This window comes from Rugamonas aquatica, assembly GCF_009380215.1.
Classification (GTDB): Bacteria; Pseudomonadota; Gammaproteobacteria; order Burkholderiales; family Burkholderiaceae_D; genus Rugamonas; species Rugamonas aquatica_B.
In genome coordinates this window covers 155963-174957 of the sequence record NZ_WHUG01000005.1, presented here as the reverse complement: position 1 = coordinate 174957, position 18995 = coordinate 155963, and the positions used below count along the sequence as shown (strand labels likewise).

Here is an 18995-nt window from a genome sequence, read left to right as displayed (position 1 = left end):
TTCCTTTTCCCCGGACAGCCTGCGTGAAAGAACCCGCTCCACACCTCGTCGCTGTCCTCGCGGCGCTGCCTGTCGCTGTCTGCATGGCGATCCTCGGACTGCCCGAACTTGGACACGGCTACGCCGCCGCCTTTCGCGGCTTGTACTTCGTGGCCTGCATGGCGTGGATCGGTCCATTGGCCCAGCTGCAGCGCGCTTTGTGGCGTCGTGAGAGCTCGCTGCTGTTCACGGCGGTGGTGCTGTTGGCGGTCAGCTACCTGATGTCGATCGCGAACGCGGTGGCGGGGCAGCGCCTGGCAATCGCACTTGGGCTGCGGACCGATTATCGCTGGACCGGCCTGGCAAGGGAGCTCGATGGCTGCTGGCTCGCGCTGATTGCCTTCTGCGCCGTGCATGCGGTGGCGGTGTACTACCTGTCGCTGCAACGCGCCCAGCTGCACCTCGCGCAGGCTCTCGCGCACGCGCGGGACGCCGAATTGCGCGCCTTGCGTTTGCAGGTGAATCCGCATTTCCTCTTCAATACGCTCAACGGAATATCGGCCCTCGTCTCCGCCGGGGACAACCGCGAAGCCAATCGCATGATCGCTCGTGTGGCCGATTTTCTGCGCGCGACCCTCGCGCACGACGGCCGCCACGAACACGCGCTGGCCGAGGAACTGGCGTTGATCGAGGCCTATCTCGACATCGAACAGGCACGACTCGGCGAACGCCTGCGGGTGACGATGACGGCGGGTCCCGATGTGCTGGACGCTGCGGTTCCGTACCTGCTGCTGCAACCGCTGGTCGAGAACGCGATCCGTCACGGAATCGCACCGCTAGGCACGGCGGGCCGGCTCGACATCCGCGTGGAGCATACCGGAACGCACCTGGCTGTCGATTTGCTCAACGATGGACGCCGATCTGCATCCGAGAGTAGCGCCGGTGCCGGCATCGGCCTGGTCAACGTAGCCGAGCGCCTGCGCCATCTGTACGGCAAGGAGCACCAGTTCAACGCTGACTGGAGCGATGAGAACCGCTTTCACGTGCGCCTGATGCTGCCGCTGCGTGCCGCAGCATGAAGTCCATTCCGATACGCGTTGCGATTGTCGACGATGAGCCACTGGCGCGGCTCGCGCTCAGGACGCGGCTTGAGAACCTGCCCGGCTTCGAGCTGGTCGCGGAATATGGCGATGGTGACACTGCCGTCGAGGGCCTGGCTGCGCTGCGTCCGGACCTCGTGTTCATCGACGTTGAGATGCCTGGCCGTAGCGGCCTTGAAGTACTCCGTGCACTGCCCAGTGACAGCAGGCCAATGGCGGTCCTGGTCACGGCCTACGACAGCTTTGCGCTGCAGGCCTTCGATCTGGCAGCGCTTGACTACCTGCTCAAGCCAGTCGACGACGAACGCCTGGAAGAGGCATTGGATCGCGCACGCCGGGCCTTCCCCTGGCGCCGGCAGGCCGACACCGCCCAGTCGACGCCCTGGATACAGACGTTCACGGTAAGGGCGGGAGCAAGCACTGTACTGGTGCGTACCAGCGAAGTCGAACGCATCGAATCGGATGGCGATTATGCGACGCTGTACGTGGGCGAGAAGACTTACCTGGTTCGAGAACGCCTGCACCTGCTTGCCTTGCAGCTCGATCCGCTGCAATTTCAGCGTGTGCACCGCTCGGCGATTGTCCGCATCGACATGGTCGTCGAATTACGAGCGTTGACCAACCGCGACGCCATGCTGCGCCTGCGGGACGGCCGCCTCCTGCGCGCCAGCCGCACCTACATGCCGGCGCTGCGGGAGGCGCTTGAGCGCCACAACGTGCGTTAGTTGGGGCGGTAGCAGGCGCGCAGGCGGGCGTAGTCGTAGAAATGGCTGCCGGGCGTGATCTTCGACTGTTCGCATTCGCGCTTGAAGTCGATTTCCTTTTCGTTATACAGCATGCGAACCAGCGTGCGGCCTTGATCGTTGGTGTAGACATCCCACTGGATGTTGGCCGCCATCGGCGCGACCTGGTCGCCGCGCCAGCTGCTATTGCTGTAGCTGTAGGTAGTGGCGCGAGGCAACTGCTCGGACATGCCGGGCAGGCCGAGTATTGCCGCCATCGGGATGACGATTTCAGCGTGGGCGAAGCGCAGCTTGGCGGCGTGCGACAGATTGCCCTTGGCGATGGCGTCCACTTCGCCGAAAAAATCGTCCAGCAGCGTTTGCGCCATGCGGTAATTGACGCCGCCGTTTTCGACGATGCCGGGACCCTTGGTGTAGAAGGCGATGGCATCCTCGGTGGCCGCGAACACGGCGGCCTGCTGCGCGGGCATGTAGCGCGTGAAGTCCGCCTTCAGCTCGGCCTTCATGTCGGCGGCGGCTGCGTACAGATCGTACAGCGCTTGTGCGGCGGCCACGGAGGATTTGATTTCGGTATCGCCATCGCCGGTCAGCTTGTTGGTGAACTTGCCGTCGGCGCTGGTGTAGCTGTAGGTGCCGGTGTTGGCCGCGCTGTAGCGGCCCTGGTCCAGGCCGGCGACGAAGGCTGGCGTGAACAGTCGCTCCAGCACTGCCTTGGCGGCGGCGGACACCTGCGGCTGCGCCAGCAAGGCGGCTTCGCGCGCGTGCAGTTCGTCGCTCTTCGCCCATGCCTGGTATTCCTGGCTGGCCTGGTAGGTGGCGTACAGCGGATCGCTGCTGTCGGCCACCTGGTCCTGCTTTGCGCTCAGCTTGTGGAAGTAGAGCAGGAAGCGGTCGGTGCCTGCTGGGCGGCTGTCGTGATTCGTTTCGGCGCGCGGCGCCAGCGATGGCGGACGTACGATCAGCGCTTGCAGATTCGGTTGTTGCGCCACCAGCGAGCCGGCGAAGTAGTCGCCGCTGTCGACGGCGCGGTCCTTGCCGGAGGTGACCAGCAGGATCTGGCGCGGCTGTGCGCCTGCGCCGCCAGCATTGCCCCCTGCATTGCCACCGGCGGCGTCGCGGAACAGCTGCGGCAGGCGGCGCACCATGCGCTCGGCCAGCTGCTTGTGCTCCGCCACACCCTGCATGGTCTCGTTGCCGTAGCCCGGCCTGGTAATGCCGGCCACGCCGTAACCCAGCAGCGCATTGGCCTTCATCATTTGCAGAAGATCGTCGCCGAGCTGCGCGCCCAGCGGCGTCAAGGCCTTTTCCTTGCCGGCCAACTGCCACAGCTGGTACAACGCCAGGTCGGTCTTCATGCTGCTCAAACCGCGCGACCCATGCCGTGCCAGCAGTTGGGTGTAGATCGCGCGGTAGCCTTGCGGTGCGGCTTCGTAGCTGGCGCTGGCCTGCTGCGGTTGATACGGCGTCTTGGTTTGATAATACTGCTCGCCGAATGCGTTCAACAGCAACAGGGATAGCGCGGCGCCTGCCGCAAGGCGTGGTGGTTTCATACCTTAGAAGTCTACGCGAACATTCACGCTGGCGGTACGTGGCGAGCCGACGTTCAGGTAGTTCTCCTGATAGTAGGTCCAGTACTTGCGATTGGCGATGTTCGAGATGTTGGCGCGCACGCTGACCATCTTGCCGAAGTAGCGATGACGGTAGTTGAAGCCCGCGTCGAACAGCGTGTATGCCGGCAGCGTGTTGGCGTTGGCCGCGTCCATCGGCAGTTCACCCAGATACTGGGTGCCTGCGTGCAAGGCCAGGCCTGGCAGCACTTCACGCCAGGTCGCCTGCACCGACACCTGACGACGCGGGGCGCCGACGGCACGCTTGCCGGTGTAGGCCGCTGCGGCGTTTTCCAGCTTTGCGTCCAGCAGCATCAAGCCGCCTTCGATCGACAGATTCTTCGCAGCCTGCACCACGGTGTTGAATTCCACGCCCTGGTATTTGGATTCACCGTCCGCCACGTAGACGTTGGCGGCGTTGGTGTACTGCGCGCCGCGCTTGATGTGGAACAGCGCCGCGCTGGCGTTCCAGAAGCTGCGCTCCGTCTTGATGCCGACTTCCGCCTGCTTGCTTTTCAGCGGCGCGAAGGTCTGGTTGGCGTTGAGGGTGGAAGTCGGCGCGCTGGAAGCCTGCTCCATCGCCTCGACGTAGCTGCCGTAGAAGGTGGTGTCGGCGGCCGGCTTGTACATCAGCGCCACGGTCGGCGTGGTGCGCTGCGCTGGATAGTTTGCGATGACGACGCCCTTGGTGGAGTAGGCGTTGTCGTTGTAGCGGGTGTAGCGCGCGCCGGCCAGCACCGACCAGTTGTCGGTCAGTTTCACGGTGTCGCTGGCGAAGGCCGCTTCCTGGCGGGTGGCTTCGTCGCGGTAGGTGCCGCCGCTCCAGTTGATGCTGTCGACGTTGATGATGGTCGGCGCGTACAGATTGCCTGTTCCCAGATAGGTCTTGGGCGTGACGGCTGACGAAGTCGACGACAGGTTTTGCGAAGTAACGCCGGCGACGATTTCATGCGACAGGCCGAAGGCGTTGACCTTGCCTTCGAAGCTGGCCTGCGCCTGGTCGAAGTGGTAGCCGTGCAGCTCGGAGGTGACGCGGTCCTTGTAGTCGCCCTTGTTGCTGGTGATGTAGTACTGGTCCTTCTTGTAGACGCGGGTCGAGTTCGAGGTACGGTATGACAGGTTCGCCATCCACTCAGGGCTCAGGCGATATTCCATGCCGACCGTGGACAGCGCGAATTCGACATCGCTGCCTGCGCCCACGCTATTGAGTTTGCTGTCGCCGGCGATAGGCGAAGGCACCACGAACGATGGCGAGATCACGACATCGGTGCCGCCCACACTCTTGCGGCGCTGGTAGATCGCATCGTAGGTGATCGCCACGTCGCGGTTGACGCGCCATTCCAGGTTCAGGCCCGCCGCGTTGCGTTTGATGGAGCCGCTTTCCTCCTGCACGCCGCCGTCTTCATGCAGCAGGTTCAGGCGATAACCGAAGTCGCCTTCCTGGCCCATGCGGCCGCCCATGTCGATGTGTTCCTTGATCGCGCCGCCTTCCTGATAGCCCAGCGCTGCGCTGAAGCTCTTGTCGGTGGTAGGGCGCTTGCTGACGTAGTTGACGATGCCGCCCGGCGAACCGAAGCCGTACATAAAGCCGGTCAGGCCTTTCAGCACTTCCACGCTCTCGAACATCTCCAGCGGCATTTCGGTGCCGCGGTTGACGTTGGCCAGGCCGTTGATCTTGTAGCCGTTCAGGTCATCGAGGCGCAGGCCGCGCATCTGGATGGTGGCAGGGTGGGTGCTGATCGGCGGGCTGATGGCCGTCACCGAGGCGTCGTACTTCAGCACTTCGGAAATGCTGGTGGCCAGGCGGTCTTCGATCTCGTCGCTGCTGACAGCCTTGGTGGAGAAGGGCGTATCCAGTTCCGACTTGCGGCCCAATGCACCGCCGCTGACGCTGTCGCCCAGTTTTTTCTTTTCCACCGTCGCCTTGATGACGACCTTGGACAGTGCGCCTTCGCTGCCGTCTTCAGTGGCGAAAGCCGCGCCGTGCAGTGCGCACAGGCCAGCGGCCGCGAGGGCCAGGTGCAAACGGGATCGGACGAATGGAGTAGTCGGGAACATGAGAACCTAGGGAAGAGGGACAATGGGTTTTATACAAAGTCGGCAATCTTATCGAGCTTGTATGACAACCGTATGACGACGTCTCTGTCTCTTCCCCAGGTTTTACTTGATGAGCGCCTCGATCTGCTCCAGCGACGGCGGCGATGCGCCGGGCGCCATGCAGGCGGCGGCGCCGGCGGCCACCGTGAACTGCAGATGCTGCGCAGGTTGATACTGCGGCCTATGCATCATGCTCCACGCCAGCGCTGCGATGCTGGCATCGCCCGCGCCGACGGTGTCGGCCACGGTGATGGACGGCGCCGGCAGATGCCAGGCGACGTCGCCGATGTGCAGCGATGCGCCGTCGCCGCCCTTGGTGTACAGGCAGGTGGCGGCCGGGTTCCAGCTGCGCAGCGTGGCGAATGCCTGGTCGATGTCGTAGGTGCGGAACAGGCCTTCCAGATCCTCTTCCGACACCTTGATGACGTCCGCCAGTTCGGTCATGCGGCGCAGCGTGGCGTCGTAGCGCTGGTCCATCAGCAGGCGGTAGTTGGGATCGTAGCTGATGCGCACACCTTCCCGCTTGAGCTGTTCGGCCAGCGCCACCAGCTTGTCCGCCAGTGGTTGGCGGGCCAGGCTGATGCCGCCGAAGTGCGCCCACTTGCAGTGTGCGCGCCAGCCTTGCGGCAGCGACGCCGCGTCGAATTGCAGATCGGCGCTGTCGTCGCCGACGAAGAAGTAGGCCGGCGGATCGGTGCGGTGCACGATCGCCAGCAGCGGCGATTTGTCGTAGCGCTGCAGGAAGCGCAGGTCCAGCCGCGCGGCCTCGCTGGCTTGCCACAACGCTTCGCCGAAGACATCGCGGCTGATGGCGCCGGCGAAGGCGGTCGGCGTATCCAGCCTGGCCATGGCGCGCGCCACGTTCCAGGTCGAACCGCCGGTCTGGCTGAGCCACTGGCGCTGCGCCGGGTCTTGCACGATCATGTCGGTCAGCGCTTCGCCCGCCGCCACGAAGATGGGAAATGCCGTCATCTCAATCCTTCAATACGTTCAGTACTTCGTAGCACGCGCCCATGGTGTGATAGTCCACCTTGCCGGCTGGGCTTTTCTCGTCGGTCAGCTTGCTGTTGTCGGTGCCCAGGATGCGGTACCACGCGCCGTAGCGGTGATCGACGAAATGCTCCCAGCTGTACGCCCAGATTTTGTCGTACCACGTCCAGTAACGGGTCTGGCCGGTGCGCGCGGCCAGCAGCGCGGCGGCGGCCAGGCTTTCGGCCTGCACCCAGAAGTATTTGAGATCGTCGCAGATGCTGCCGTCCGGCGCGAAGCCGTAGTACACGCCGCCGTGCTCATGGTCCCAGGCCTTGGCCAGCGCCGTGTCGAACAAGTCGGCGGCGCGCGGCAGCAGCCAGTTGGCGTCGCCCGCGAGGTGCGCGCCGTGGCGCTCCAGCAGCAGCAACAGCTTGGCCCATTCGGTCAGGTGGCCCGGCTGATAACCCCACGGACGGAAGATGTTGCTCTTGTCGTGGCGGTTGTATTCGGTATCGACCGACCAGTCGGCGTGGTAGTGCTCCCAAATCAGGTTGCCGGACAGCGCGGCCTGGCGTTGCGTGATGTTGCGGGCCAGCGTTTCCGCCCGCAGCAGGTAGGCGCGCTCGCCGGTCGCTTCGAAGGCGGCGATCAGCGCTTCGCAGGCGTGCATATTGGCGTTCTGGCCGCGGTAGGGCGACAGGTAGGACCAGTCGAAACTGGCTTCGTCCGCATACAGGCCATGGGCCGATTGCCAGAAGCGCAGCTCCATCAGCGCATAGGTTTCGGCGATCCACTCGCGCGCCTGGGCTTCGCCCGCCATCAGTGCGTGGCTGTAGGCCAGCAGCACGAAGGCCAGGCCGTAGCAGTGGTTGGTGCCGTCGGTGACGGTGCCGTTACCGTTGCTCCAGTCCAGCTGCCAGGCGTAGCCGCCGGTGGCCGGATTGCGGTGGGCGTCGCGCAGGAAGGCCAGCGCGTGGCGCAGGCGTTGCTGATCCGCCGCGTCGCCGAACTGGCGCCATGCCATCGCGTAGTTGAACACGAAACGCGTGCTGCTGACGACGTGGCGGGTGTGCTTGTCGTAGACGGTGCCGTCGTCCTTGTAGAAGTGATAGAAGCCGCCGCTGGGGTCCACGCAACGCGGATCGTAGAACTGCTTGGTGTGGCGGATGTGGTCCAGCAGCGTGCTACGGGACTGGAAATCTGGGGCCATCGTCAGGTCCATTTAGGGGTTGCGGGAGTCTTCGGGCGCCAGCCTTCGACCACGGTGCTGGCGCGTACGATCAGCTCCACCGGTGCGATCTTTTCCACCGGCCCCGCCATCTGGCCTTGCAGCAGCAGCTCCACGCCCAGCGCGCCCAGCGCTTTTTTGTCGATGCGCAGCGTCGTCAGCGGACGGTGTCCCAGCACGGCGGTGGCGATGTCGTCGAAGCCGACGATCGCGATGTCGTGCGGGACTTTCAGGCCCTTGGCCAGGCAGCAGCGCATCGCCACCAGGGCGGCGCTGTCGTTGTAGCAGAACACGGCGTCAGGAGGATGGGGCAGGGACAGCAGCTGTTCCATCGCTTCCCATGCGCCGGTTTCCAGATCGACGCCATCGGGCAGGCCCGCCTCCAGGCGCGGGTCGGCCAGTATGCCTTCCTCGAACAGCGCCTGGCGGTAGCCGCGTGCGCGCTCGCGGATGCTGTAGTGCGACAGCGGACCTGAGATCAGGCCCACGCGCGTGCGGCCCGCGTCGATCAGGTGTTTGGTGGCCAGGTAGCCGCCCATCATATTGTCCGGGTTGACGGAGCTGTAGCCGCGCAGCTTCATATCGATCAGCACCAGCTGCTTGCCGGTGGAGCGCAGCGCTTCCAGCGTCTCCGGTTCGAAGAAGCCGGCGCAGACGATGCCGTCCGGCGCGTGCATGCGTATCTGGTCGATCAAACCGTCCGCCGGGCCGACCGCCATGAACGACAGTACGATGCCCTGCTTGCGGCAGGCTTCCTCGGCGCCGTGCAGCACCGGCGAGTAGAACGGACTGCTGGAGGCGGTGTTGTGCTGGCGGTGCAGCAGGAAGGTCAGGCGGCGCAGGCGTTTCGGCCGCAGTTTGCAGAAGTCGTAGCCGAGTTCCCGTGCTGCCTCCAGCACCATCTGGCGCGTGGCTTCGGTCAATCCCGGTTCGTTTTTCAACGCGCGCGAAATCGTCCCGGCGGACACCCCGGCGACGCGGGCGATATCCCTGATCGTCACTGCGACGTCTTTGGTGGCTTGGTCCATCTTGTCTCCATTATTTTTCGAGAAGTCTGCATCAGGGTCCTGTCAGGGTCAAACGACTTGGCGGCTTAGGTGAAAAGTTTAGCGCAGGTTTACTAAACAAGGCTTTATCTGGTGATCGCGGCCGCTTTGCCTCCTTCCTGCAACAGGCGTCACAACAGTTTTGTTAAGTTTTGTAAGCATTTCTTGCGAAGCCTTGCGCAGTGCTGCGCCAACCCGGGGCGCGGACCCCGTTGCGGCCCCTTCAGCGGTAAGGAAATGTAATGCGGTGGCCGTGCCGTGAAAATTTATATTAATGAATTCAATGGCTTACGAGTTTAATTCCATAATGCAACTAACTCTCTTGTCACAGAAAAGCCAATGCTAGAATAAATTCATCGTTGTAAATAAAGCTACGCAAAAAGGACTTAACCATGCATTTACGCCGGATTGTTCGCAACGCACTGTTGACCGCCATGTTCTCCGCCCAGGCCGCGCAGGCCGGCACGCTGGTGATCGAAAGCTGGCGCGTCGACGACAAGACGCTGTGGGAAAAGGTATTGCTGCCGGCCTTCGAGAAAAGTAATCCCGGCATCGAAGTGAAGTTCGCGCCGACCGCGCCGACCGAATACGATTCCAGCCTGGCCGCGCGCCTGGCCGGCGGCACGGCCGGCGACTTGATCGCCTGCCGTCCCTTCGACGTATCGCTGTCGCTGTACAAGAAGGGCCATCTGGAAAAGCTGGACGGCAAAGCGGGCATGCAGAACTTCGCGCCCACGTCGACGGTGGCCTGGCAGACGGACGACGCCAAGGACACCTTCTGCATGCCGATGGCTTCAGTGATCCACGGTTTTTTGTACAACAAGAAGATCTTCAAGAAGCTGAACCTGCAACCGCCTAAAACGGTGGATGAATTCTTCGCCGTGCTGGAAGCGCTGAAGAAGGGCGGCGTAGCGCCGCTGGCGCTAGGTACGGCCGACCAGTGGGAATCGAGCCAAATGGTTTATACCAATATCGGCCCGAACTTCTGGCGTGGCGAGGAAGGCCGCAAGGCGCTGATCGCAGGCAAAGCCAAGCTCACCGACGCGCCCTTCGTGGAGGCCTTGCAGTTCGAGCAGCGCATGGGCACTTACCTGAGCAAGGGCGCCAGCGCCCAAACCTACGGCGACAGCCAGAACCAGTTCGCGCTGGGCCGCGCGGCGATCTACCCGACCGGCTCATGGGACATCTCGTACTTCGGCCAGACGCCGGGGCTGGAGCTGGGCGCGTTTCCGCCGCCGGTGCGCAAGGCGGGCGACCCGTGCTTCATCTCCGACCACATGGACATCGGCATCGGCATCAACAAGAAGTCGCGCAACAAGGACGACGCCTTCAAATTCCTGGCCTGGGTGGGCTCGCAGGAGTTCGCGGACATCTACACCAACCGCGTGACCGGTTTCTTCTCGCTGTCCAACCACCTGATCGCGGTGCGCGACCCGGTCGCCAAGCAGATGGCGGAATGGCGCAGCACCTGCGCTTCGACCATCCGCTTCAACGCCCAGGTACTGAACCGCGGCCAACCCAGCATGGAGAGCGAACTGTGGAACATCAATGCCCAGGTATTGAACGGCAAGCTGGCGCCCAAGGACGCCGCCACCAAGCTGCAAAACGGATTTGCGAAGTGGTACAAGCCACAGCAAAAGTAGTATCACACCAATCCCTCCCCCTGATTGTGTGATTCCTTTGGCCGGCGCCGGGCGCGGCGCCGGCTCTTTTTTTGCCCGAATTCTGAAATTCTGGAGGCTTATTTGAAACATGCGGTTAATACGGTGCGGCCCTGGCAACTGCTGCTGTTCCTGGCGCCGGCGGTGCTGATCTACTCCCTGTTCAGCGCACTGCCGCTGGTGCAGACCTTGGGGCAGGGCTTCTTCAGCGCGGACGACAGCGGCACGACCGTCTTCGTCGGCCTGGAGAACTTCCGCACCATCCTGCTCGATCCCGACTGGTCGGCCGGCTTCTGGAATGCGATGGCCAACAACGCCAAATTCTTCTGCATCCATATGCTGCTGCAGAATCCCATCGGCCTGCTGCTGGCGACGCTGTTTAGTTTGAAAGGGCTGCGCGGCGCCCGTACCTACCGCACGCTGATCTTTTTGCCGACGCTGCTGTCGGTGGTGATTATCGGCTTTATCTGGCAGCTGATCCTGTCGCCGCTGTGGGGCGTGGGCGAGAAGCTGATGGGCTTTGCCGGCCTGGCCGACTGGTTCGCGCCGTGGATGGGACAAGAGGAAACCGCACTGGCCACACTGTCGGTGATCTCGGTGTGGCAGTACATCGGCATGCCGATGATGCTGATCTACGCCGCGCTGCTGGCGGTGCCGGAGGAAATCGTCGAGGCGGCGCACGTGGAGGGCGCCGGCGCGCTGCGCATCTTCTGGCAGATTAAGCTGCCGTTGATCTATCCGACTTTGGGCCTGGTGACGATACTGACCTTTGTCGCCAACTTCAACGCCTTTGACCTGATCTACTCGATCAAGGGCGCGCTGGCTGGGCCGAATTATTCGACCGATATCCTGGGCACGCTGTTCTACCGCACCTTCTTCGGCTACCAGGCGCAGGTCGGCAACGCCTACCTGGGTTCCGCCGTCGCCACGCTGATGTTCCTGGTGATCCTGGCCGGCGTGGGCGTCTATTTTGTCGGTGTCCAGCGCAGGCTGACCCGCTTCGCACTGTGAGGGCCGCGCCATGACCGCTATCGCCATGAATCCATCCGTACCGCTGGCCGCCCGCTTCGACCTGGGCCGCCTGATGGTGCATGCCGCGCTGATCGCCTACACCGTGCTGGCGCTGTTCCCGATCGCGCTGATCCTGATTAACTCGGTCAAGAGCCGCGCCGCCATCTTCGACGATCCGCTGGCGCTGCCGACGATGGAGTCGCTGACCTTCATCGGCTTCCAGAAAGTCCTGGCCAGCACCAACTTCCTGCTCTACTTCGGCAACAGCCTGTATGTGACCCTGCTGGCGCTGCTGTGCATCGTGCTGTTCGGCGCGATGGCGGCATGGGCGCTGTCGGAATACAGCTTCATGGGCAACCGCGTGCTGACGCTGTTCCTGGCCCTCGGCATCATGATCCCGATCCGCCTCGGCACCGTGGCCATCCTGGAGCTGATGGTCAAGCTGGAGCTGGTCAACACGCTGGCCGCGCTGATCCTGGTGTACACGGCGCAGGGCCTGCCGCTGGCGATCATGATCCTGTCCGAATTCATGCGCCAGGTGCCGTCGGAGCTGAAGGATGCGGCGCGCTGCGACGGCGTCGGCGAGGTACGCATCTTCTTCCAGGTGGTGCTGCCGTTGATACGGCCGGCGATTGCGACGGTGGCGGTGTTCACCATGATCCCGGCGTGGAACGACCTGTGGTTCCCGCTTATCCTGGCGCCGTCCGACCGTACCAAGACCGTCACGCTGGGCGTGCAGCAGTTCATCGGCCAGTACGTCACCGACTGGAATTCCGTGCTGGCGGCGCTGTCGCTTGCGGTGATACCGATGCTGATTTTGTACGCGCTGTTTTCGCGCCAGTTGATCCGCGGCCTGACGGCCGGCGCAGTGAAATAGCTTCCGTCATTCCCGCGAAAGCGGGAATCCATGCTGAGCGTGATTGTATGCGTTCTATGGGTTCCCGCCTGCGCGGGAACGACACAGACTTGATTCGAAAGAGGAATGTAATGGCAAGTGTCAGCTTGAAAGAACTGCGTAAATCCTACGATGGCAAGACCGATGTCCTGGCCGGCATCGATCTGGATATCGCACACGGCGAGTTCGTGGTGCTGGTCGGCCCGTCCGGCTGCGGCAAATCGACGCTGCTGCGGATGCTGTGCGGTCTGGAGAGCATCACCGGCGGCAGCATGTCCATCGGCGACGAGGTGGTCAACCATCTGCCGCCGGCCGAACGCGGCATCGCCATGGTGTTCCAGAGTTATGCGCTGTATCCGCACATGACGGTGTTCCAGAACATGGCCTTCGGCCTGAAGGTGGCGGGGCAGGGCAAGGCGGCGATCAAGGAGCGCATCGCCCGCGCCGCCGCCACGCTGAAGATCGAACATCTGCTGGAACGCCTGCCGCGCGAGCTGTCCGGCGGCCAGCGGCAGCGGGTGGCCATCGGCCGCGCCATTGTGCGCGAACCGCGCCTGTTCCTGTTCGACGAGCCGCTGTCCAACCTGGACGCCGCGCTGCGCGTGCAGACCCGCCTGGAGATCGCCAAGCTGCACCGCCAGCTCGACGCCACCATCGTCTACGTCACGCACGACCAGGTGGAGGCGATGACGCTGGGCGACAAGATCGTCGTCATGCACGAAGGGCAGATCCAGCAGGCCGGCACGCCGCTGGACCTGTACCAGCAGCCGCGCAACCTGTTCGTGGCTAGCTTTATCGGCTCGCCGAAGATGAATCTGATGGCGGGCACCATCGCCGAAGCTGGTCCCGGCGGCGTGCTGGTGCTGCTGCCCAGCGGCGAAGCGGTGCGCGCCTACGTCGACGGCAGCGGCCTGCGCACCGGCATGAAGGTGACGCTGGGCCTGCGCGCCGAACATATCAGCGAATCGCGCGTCGGTTCCGAAGTTTTCAAAGGCGAGGTCAGTGTGGTCGAACACCTGGGCGAAGCTAATTACATCTACGTCAGTCGTGAGGGTGGAGAAGACGTGGTGATACGCGGGGACGGCGAACGTCATGTCGAGATCGGACAATCCATCGTCTTCTCGGCCGACAGCACTGCCTTCCACGTTTTTGACGAAGGGGGACAGGCGCTACGACGCCTGCGTCCGGGGAATATGGTCTCGGCCGCGCGCGGCATGATGCGCAGCGTTTGAGGTCTATGCGGTTCACATTTTCAAACAAGGAGAATTGAATGACTAAGCCGGTATTTAAGAAAAAACTACTACCTAACTTGATCGCGTTGGCGCTGAGCGGCGGCTTTGCGCACCATGCTTATGCAGCCGATCCAGTTGCGGCCGAAGCGGCGCAGGCCAGCGACGTGGTACCCGCTGGCGACACCGCAACCGTTGAGGTGCGCGGCATCCGTGAACGTCTGAAGCGCAATCTGGCCGAGAAGCGCGACTCCGGCAACGTCATCGATACCGTGACTGCCGAGGAAGTCGGCAAGTTCCCCGACAAGAACGTGGCCGACTCGCTGCAGCGCGTGCCGGGCATCTCCGTGGACCGCACCTGGGGCGAGGGCCGCGACATCTTCGTGCGCGGCACCGACAAGAACCTGAACCTGACGCAGTTGAACGGCCAGGCCGTCGCTTCCGGCTATTGGTGGAAGAACGATTCGCAGAGCCGTGGCTTCAACTACGACATCCTGGCATCGGAGCTGGTGGGCAGCATCGACGTGTACAAAAGCCCGTCGGCCGATCTGGATGAGGGCAGCATCGGTGGCCTGGTCATCGTCAAGACCCGCAAGCCATTCCAGTTGAAGCCACTGGTGGCGCAGGTGTCGGCGGAAGCGACTTACAGCAAGCTGCCGAAGAAGACCGACCCACAGCTTTCCGGTTTGCTGAGCTGGACCAATGAGCAGAAGACCTTCGGCGCACTGGTCGCGCTGAGCCGCCAGCAACGCACCATGCGCCGCGACGGTCTGGAAAACTTCACCGATTCGACCAAGTACAACATCGTCGATCAGAACGGCGTCGTCACGCCGGGTGCTTATGCGTCGTGGGGCGGCGGCTCGGCCATCTTCCGCCAGGACCGCAAGCGTACCACCGGCGACATCACGCTGCAGGCCCGCCCGAACGCCAACACCGACCTCTCGCTGAACTACATGAACTCGGATATGAGCATGGACAACAGCAACCAGAACTACCTGTGGGAAGCGGGCGGCCTGGTGGACAAGAAGACCAACTCCATCACCGTTGCCAATCCGAAGTTCATCACCACCTCGGACGGCACCAAGGCGCTGGTCGGCGGCACTGTCGGCCCGACGGGCGGCGTGTCGTTCGAGCCTATCTTCCGCCAGTCCTACGTGAAGTCGGAAGTGCTGGACCTGGAAGGTACCTATGACGCCGATAACTGGAAATTCCACGGCCAGGCCGGCACCACCAAGGGCTCCGGCGGCAGCGACCATGACCGCAATTTCTGGTTCGTCGGCGATACCCGCACCACCTTCAACATCGCGCCGGACACCTATGAGGTCAAGTACCTGGACATCAATCCGCTCGACGCGAGCAAGCTCACTTTGCAAAGCTCCCGCGACTGGATACGCCGCATGGAGACCAAGGAGAACTACGCGCAGGGCGACCTGACGCTGGACCTGAACAACGGCTTCCTCAAGTCGGTGAAGGTGGGCGCCAAGTTCCGCGATACCACGGTGCAGAACCATCGCACCATCGGCACCGACGGTCCTGGCAACGCGGGCTGGCAGTCGTTCTCGCTGGCCGACCTGTCGACCGGTGCCTCGCCGCTGTTGAGCCAGAAGGCCGCCAATCCAGGCTCGCTGACCCAGTATGCGTGGGTGGACGATGGCCTGGCCTATTCCAAGGGCTTCCCTATGTACGACAAGGGCATGGTCTACGCGGAGGCGATCGGCGAGTACTACAAGATCAAGGAGAAAATCTACGCGACCTATGCGCGCGCGGACTTCGCCTTCGGCCAATGGCGCGGCGACTTCGGCGCCCGCATCGTCAAGACCGACCAGAACTCCGAGGCCTTCCAGCCTGTGACGGGCAGCAGCAATTACACGCTGGCCAACGTCAGCCGCAGCTACACCGACGTGCTTCCTAACCTGAACGCGGTCTACACCGTCAACAAGGACTTGCTGGTGCGCGGCGCAGTGGCGCGTGTGATGGCGCGTAACACCTACAGCGATTTGAGCGCCAGTACGGAAATCAGCGGCACCACCAACGCCGCCACCTCCGGCAATCCGCTGCTCAAGCCTTACCACGCCAACCAGGCGGAGATCGGCGCCGAGTGGTACTACGCCGATGCGTCGCTGCTGTCGGCGACCTTGTTTGCGAAGAAGCTGGATACCTTCATCTACACGCAAACGACGCAGGAAAACGTGGCGGGTGTGATGCGTCCGGTGACTCGTCCGTATAACGCCAACAACGGCGAAACGGTCAACGGCCTGGAACTGCAATGGCAGCAAGCCTTCAGCAGCGGCTTCGGCGCCATCGTCAACTACACCTACACCGACGCCAAGACCGGCGCCAATGCGGGCGGCGTGAAGCTGAACGTGGTCGGCAACTCGCGCAACCAGGCCAACATCACCGGTTTCTTCGAGAAGAACGGCTACAGCGCGCGGCTGTCGTATAACTACCGCTCCAAGGCTTACGGTGCGCTGGATGAAGGCGGCCAGGATGTCACCAGCGCCTACGGCCAGTGGGATGCGTCGGCCAGCTGGGATATCACGCCTAAGGTCAGCCTGTACTTCACGGCTGTGAACATCACCAATGAAGTCATCCGCACCAATACCACGGATGGTTTGCCGGTAGGTGTGTATGAAAACGGTGCGCGCTACAGCGTTGGCTTGAAAGCCAAGTTCTAAAAAAGCTGAGCGTAATGCTGGGTAGATGGCGGGATAAATAACGTTTTAATCGGGAGAGCAATGATGTCGCATTACAGTACCAATAAAAAGTTAATGAGTCTCGCCATCGCCAGCGTCTGCGCGGGTATGGCCGGCGGCGCGGCGGCGCAGCAGCAGGATGGTGGCGATACTTCGGCCATCGCCACCAAGGATCAGGTGGCGGAGGTCAAGGTCACGGCGACGCGCCATTCCACGTCGCTGCTGAAGACACCGGTGGCGGTGACGGCGGTGACGCAAGAGGCCTTGAGCCGCGATGGCATCACCGACGTGCGCGGCTTGAGTGGCCAGATCCCCAATCTGCAACTGGGTACGTCGAACGATGGCAGCGGCGGGGTGCAGATCGCGATCCGGGGCGTGAGCAGCTCCGACTTCACGGAGATCGGCAATCCGGCCGTCGGCCTGCACGTGGCGGGCCTGTATCAGCCGCGTCCCCAGGCTGCGCTAGCGCTGATGTTCGACCTGGATCAGGTCGAGGTGCTGCGTGGCCCGCAGGGCACGCTGTTCGGTCGCAATTCGACCGGCGGCAGTATCAACATCATCCCGGCCAAGCCGGAATTCGGCAGCAGCTACGGCACCGTCGAGACGGATGTGAGCAACTACCGTGGACGCCAGATATCGGCGGTGCAGAACATCCCTGTCAGCGACAACTTCGCGCTGCGCGTGACGGCGATGAAGATCAAGCGCGATGGCTACATCAACCAGCAGCAGGACTTCTATGCGGCGAACTTCCCGGCGCTGGGCATCGTGCCTGCGCGTGACGCCGCCGGTAACATCATTCCGGATGTCGATCAGCGCTTCAACCAGAAGGTTGGCGCGGACAAGTTCTACACCAATAAGGACGAATACGCGGCGCGCTTGCAGGCGCGCTGGAAAATCCGCCCCGACCTGGACTGGCGCCTGACGTATGAGAAGTACCAGAACAACGGCGCGGGCGACCTGCCGATCAAGGACTGCGAACAGGCGGCCGGCACGCCGTACGCCTGCACCGGCGGGCAGTGGGACGTGAAGGTCAACGTGCCGGGCGTGATGGACATGACCATCGACACCGTGCGCAGCAGCCTGGCATGGGACTTGAGCCCATCCACCACCATTGAGTACAACGCTTCCTGGTCGAGCCAGAAGCGGCGCGAGATCCAGGACAGCGACAGTGGCTATCAGCCTATCGAGAGCGAGCTGGCCACGCGGCCCGGCACGTCGCCGTTCAACGACTTCGCCACGTACACCACGGCTTCGAAGTACGTCTCCACCGTCCATGAGCTGCAACTGCGCGGCAAGTACGACCGCCTGCGCTACGTGGCAGGCCTGTTCTGGATGCACGAGAAGAACATGATCGACTACGCGCAGGACTACCTGGGCGCATCGTGGGGCACCTACGGCTTCCCGGCCGAGTCGTACTTCTATCACCAGGCCGACCGCCAGTCCGATTCCAAGGCCATCTTCGCGCAGGCCGATTGGGAATTCGCGCCGACCTGGAACCTGACCGTGGGCGGCCGCATGACCCGCGATACCCGCAAGGATGTCGGCGGCCAGTACTGGGACACGGCGTTCTCGGACGATCCGGCTATCTACTTCAAGGGATTGCACAATCCCGGCACGCCGGGAACGCCGGGCTTCGTCCCGTTCAACAGCTCGGACCTGAAGCCTGGCATGGGCGGCTACTACGGCGCCGGCGGTTTCGATTCGTCCATCCATCCGGTGGTCAGCGACGATTCGGCCTCGTGGAAGAAGTTCACCTGGCGCCTGGGCCTGAGCCGCCAACTGACGCCGCGTGACCTTGTCTACACTTCGCTGTCGACCGGCTACAAGGCCGGTGGCTTCAGCGACAAGGAGGACATTTGCCGCACCGGCTTGAACGGCAATTGCGCCGGCATGACGCCGGGACCGCACTACACCAACATGCCGTGGAATCCGGAGACGCTGACCAACTTCGAGCTGGGGTACAAGGGCCGGCTGCTGAACAACAAGCTGACCTTCTCGGCCACGGCGTTCTACAGCCGCTACAAGGACATGCAGTTGACCGGCGGCGTCACAGTCGGCAAGATCATACCGAAGGTGCCGTGCACCGTCACCAATCCTTACTGCGACAGCGTGGTCATTTACGGCACGCAGAATGCGGCGCAGGCGAATATCTCGGGCCTGGAGATCGAGGGCGAGTACAAGCCCTGGCCCGGCTCGCACATCGGCTATTCGTATTCGCACTTGAAGGCGGTCATCAAGTCCTATCCAACCTACAGCGAGGACAGCTCGATCAGCTGTAATATCCGCGAGAAGTACGGCGCTCCGCCTTGCGTGGCGTACGAAGGAACGGATCCGCTGTTCGCCGGTAAATTCCCGCTGAATATCGCGGGCAACCGTCTGCCGTATGCGCCGGCCAATACGCTGAACCTGAACGCGTCGCAGGACTTCGAGATTGGCGAGTACACGCTGACGCCGTGGATTTCGGCACGCTGGCAGGACAAGATGTACTTCTCGCTGCGGAATCTGGATAATCCCCACATCTCGGATGCACAGAAGGCCTACACCACGGTCGACGCGGCGCTCAAGCTGGTTTCGCCGAACGGCAAATGGCATCTGGAGGCTTATGTGAAAAACTGGGGCCAGACGCTCGCGAAGAACTACGCCAGCGTGGTGGACCCGGGCTATGTGACGGCATCCTATAACGACCCGCGCATCTACGGCATCCGTTTTGGCGCGACCTGGTAAATGAAGAGGA

13 protein-coding genes are annotated in these 18995 nt (G+C 62.9%); 8 read left to right on the top strand and 5 right to left on the bottom strand.

All coding sequences use genetic code 11. The annotated features are described in order from the left end of the window. Nucleotides 1-23 precede the first annotated feature (23 nt). Nucleotides 24-1058: a sensor histidine kinase gene (locus tag GEV02_RS14760; protein ID WP_328595819.1), complete on the top strand. Its 1035-nt coding sequence runs from the start codon at nt 24-26 to the stop codon at nt 1056-1058. Then, nucleotides 1055-1804, top strand: a complete 750-nt coding sequence (locus GEV02_RS14755) for a LytR/AlgR family response regulator transcription factor (protein WP_152838727.1) — start codon at nt 1055-1057, stop codon at nt 1802-1804. Before GEV02_RS14760 ends, GEV02_RS14755 begins: the two co-directional genes overlap by 4 nt. On the opposite strand, the gene GEV02_RS14750 is transcribed toward GEV02_RS14755, so the two are convergent. The 5 genes from GEV02_RS14750 to GEV02_RS14730 all read right to left on the bottom strand — a co-directional run bounded on the left by GEV02_RS14750 (nt 1801) and on the right by GEV02_RS14730 (nt 8754). Beyond that, nucleotides 1801-3372 carry a histidine-type phosphatase gene (locus tag GEV02_RS14750; protein WP_152838726.1) on the bottom strand — a complete coding sequence of 524 codons (1572 nt, stop codon included), beginning with the start codon at nt 3370-3372 and terminating at the stop codon, nt 1801-1803. The genes GEV02_RS14755 and GEV02_RS14750 overlap by 4 nt on opposite strands. A 3-nt stretch (nt 3373-3375) precedes the next feature. Then, nucleotides 3376-5454 (bottom strand): TonB-dependent siderophore receptor, encoded by a 2079-nt coding sequence (locus tag GEV02_RS14745; protein ID WP_235922783.1) that lies wholly within the window; start codon nt 5452-5454, stop codon nt 3376-3378. Between the two features lie 135 nt (nt 5455-5589). After that, nucleotides 5590-6498, bottom strand: a complete 909-nt coding sequence (locus GEV02_RS14740) for a carbohydrate kinase family protein (protein WP_152838724.1) — start codon at nt 6496-6498, stop codon at nt 5590-5592. Between the two features lies 1 nt (nt 6499). Further along, nucleotides 6500-7708 carry an AGE family epimerase/isomerase gene (locus tag GEV02_RS14735; RefSeq protein ID WP_174999123.1) on the bottom strand — a complete coding sequence of 403 codons (1209 nt, stop codon included), beginning with the start codon at nt 7706-7708 and terminating at the stop codon, nt 6500-6502. Between the two features lie 2 nt (nt 7709-7710). Continuing rightward, nucleotides 7711-8754, bottom strand: coding sequence for a LacI family DNA-binding transcriptional regulator (locus tag GEV02_RS14730; RefSeq protein WP_070357582.1), 1044 nt, complete (start codon nt 8752-8754; stop codon nt 7711-7713). 410 nt (nt 8755-9164) lie between these two features. Between GEV02_RS14730 and GEV02_RS14725 the strand changes: the two genes are divergently transcribed. The 6 genes from GEV02_RS14725 (at nt 9165) to GEV02_RS14700 (ending at nt 18985) form a co-directional block, all read left to right on the top strand. Then, entirely contained in the window at nt 9165-10415 is a 1251-nt protein-coding gene (locus GEV02_RS14725; protein ID WP_152838722.1) for an ABC transporter substrate-binding protein, read from the top strand. A gap of 102 nt (nt 10416-10517) precedes the next feature. Beyond that, nucleotides 10518-11444 carry a carbohydrate ABC transporter permease gene (locus GEV02_RS14720; protein ID WP_152838721.1) on the top strand — a complete coding sequence of 309 codons (927 nt, stop codon included), beginning with the start codon at nt 10518-10520 and terminating at the stop codon, nt 11442-11444. Nucleotides 11445-11454: 10 nt separating this feature from the next. Beyond that, complete coding sequence (locus GEV02_RS14715) at nt 11455-12321, top strand: carbohydrate ABC transporter permease (protein ID WP_152838720.1); 867 nt, start codon at nt 11455-11457, stop codon at nt 12319-12321. Between the two features lie 110 nt (nt 12322-12431). After that, nucleotides 12432-13571: an ABC transporter ATP-binding protein gene (locus GEV02_RS14710; protein WP_152838719.1), complete on the top strand. Its 1140-nt coding sequence runs from the start codon at nt 12432-12434 to the stop codon at nt 13569-13571. Nucleotides 13572-13609: 38 nt separating this feature from the next. Then, nucleotides 13610-16243 (top strand): TonB-dependent receptor, encoded by a 2634-nt coding sequence (locus GEV02_RS14705; RefSeq protein ID WP_152838718.1) that lies wholly within the window; start codon nt 13610-13612, stop codon nt 16241-16243. 93 nt (nt 16244-16336) lie between these two features. After that, entirely contained in the window at nt 16337-18985 is a 2649-nt protein-coding gene (locus GEV02_RS14700; protein WP_235922782.1) for a TonB-dependent receptor, read from the top strand. Nucleotides 18986-18995: the final 10 nt, after the last annotated feature.

Coding starts and splice junctions, on each gene's coding strand:
- GEV02_RS14755 (WP_152838727.1), top strand. CDS start 1,055: ATGAAGTCCATTCCGATACGCGTTGCGATTGTCGACGATGAGCCACTG.
- GEV02_RS14750 (WP_152838726.1), bottom strand. CDS start 3,372: ATGAAACCACCACGCCTTGCGGCAGGCGCCGCGCTATCCCTGTTGCTG.
- GEV02_RS14740 (WP_152838724.1), bottom strand. CDS start 6,498: ATGACGGCATTTCCCATCTTCGTGGCGGCGGGCGAAGCGCTGACCGAC.
- GEV02_RS14735 (WP_174999123.1), bottom strand. CDS start 7,708: ATGGCCCCAGATTTCCAGTCCCGTAGCACGCTGCTGGACCACATCCGC.
- GEV02_RS14730 (WP_070357582.1), bottom strand. CDS start 8,754: ATGGACCAAGCCACCAAAGACGTCGCAGTGACGATCAGGGATATCGCC.
- GEV02_RS14725 (WP_152838722.1), top strand. CDS start 9,165: ATGCATTTACGCCGGATTGTTCGCAACGCACTGTTGACCGCCATGTTC.
- GEV02_RS14715 (WP_152838720.1), top strand. CDS start 11,455: ATGACCGCTATCGCCATGAATCCATCCGTACCGCTGGCCGCCCGCTTC.
- GEV02_RS14710 (WP_152838719.1), top strand. CDS start 12,432: ATGGCAAGTGTCAGCTTGAAAGAACTGCGTAAATCCTACGATGGCAAG.
- GEV02_RS14705 (WP_152838718.1), top strand. CDS start 13,610: ATGACTAAGCCGGTATTTAAGAAAAAACTACTACCTAACTTGATCGCG.
- GEV02_RS14700 (WP_235922782.1), top strand. CDS start 16,337: ATGAGTCTCGCCATCGCCAGCGTCTGCGCGGGTATGGCCGGCGGCGCG.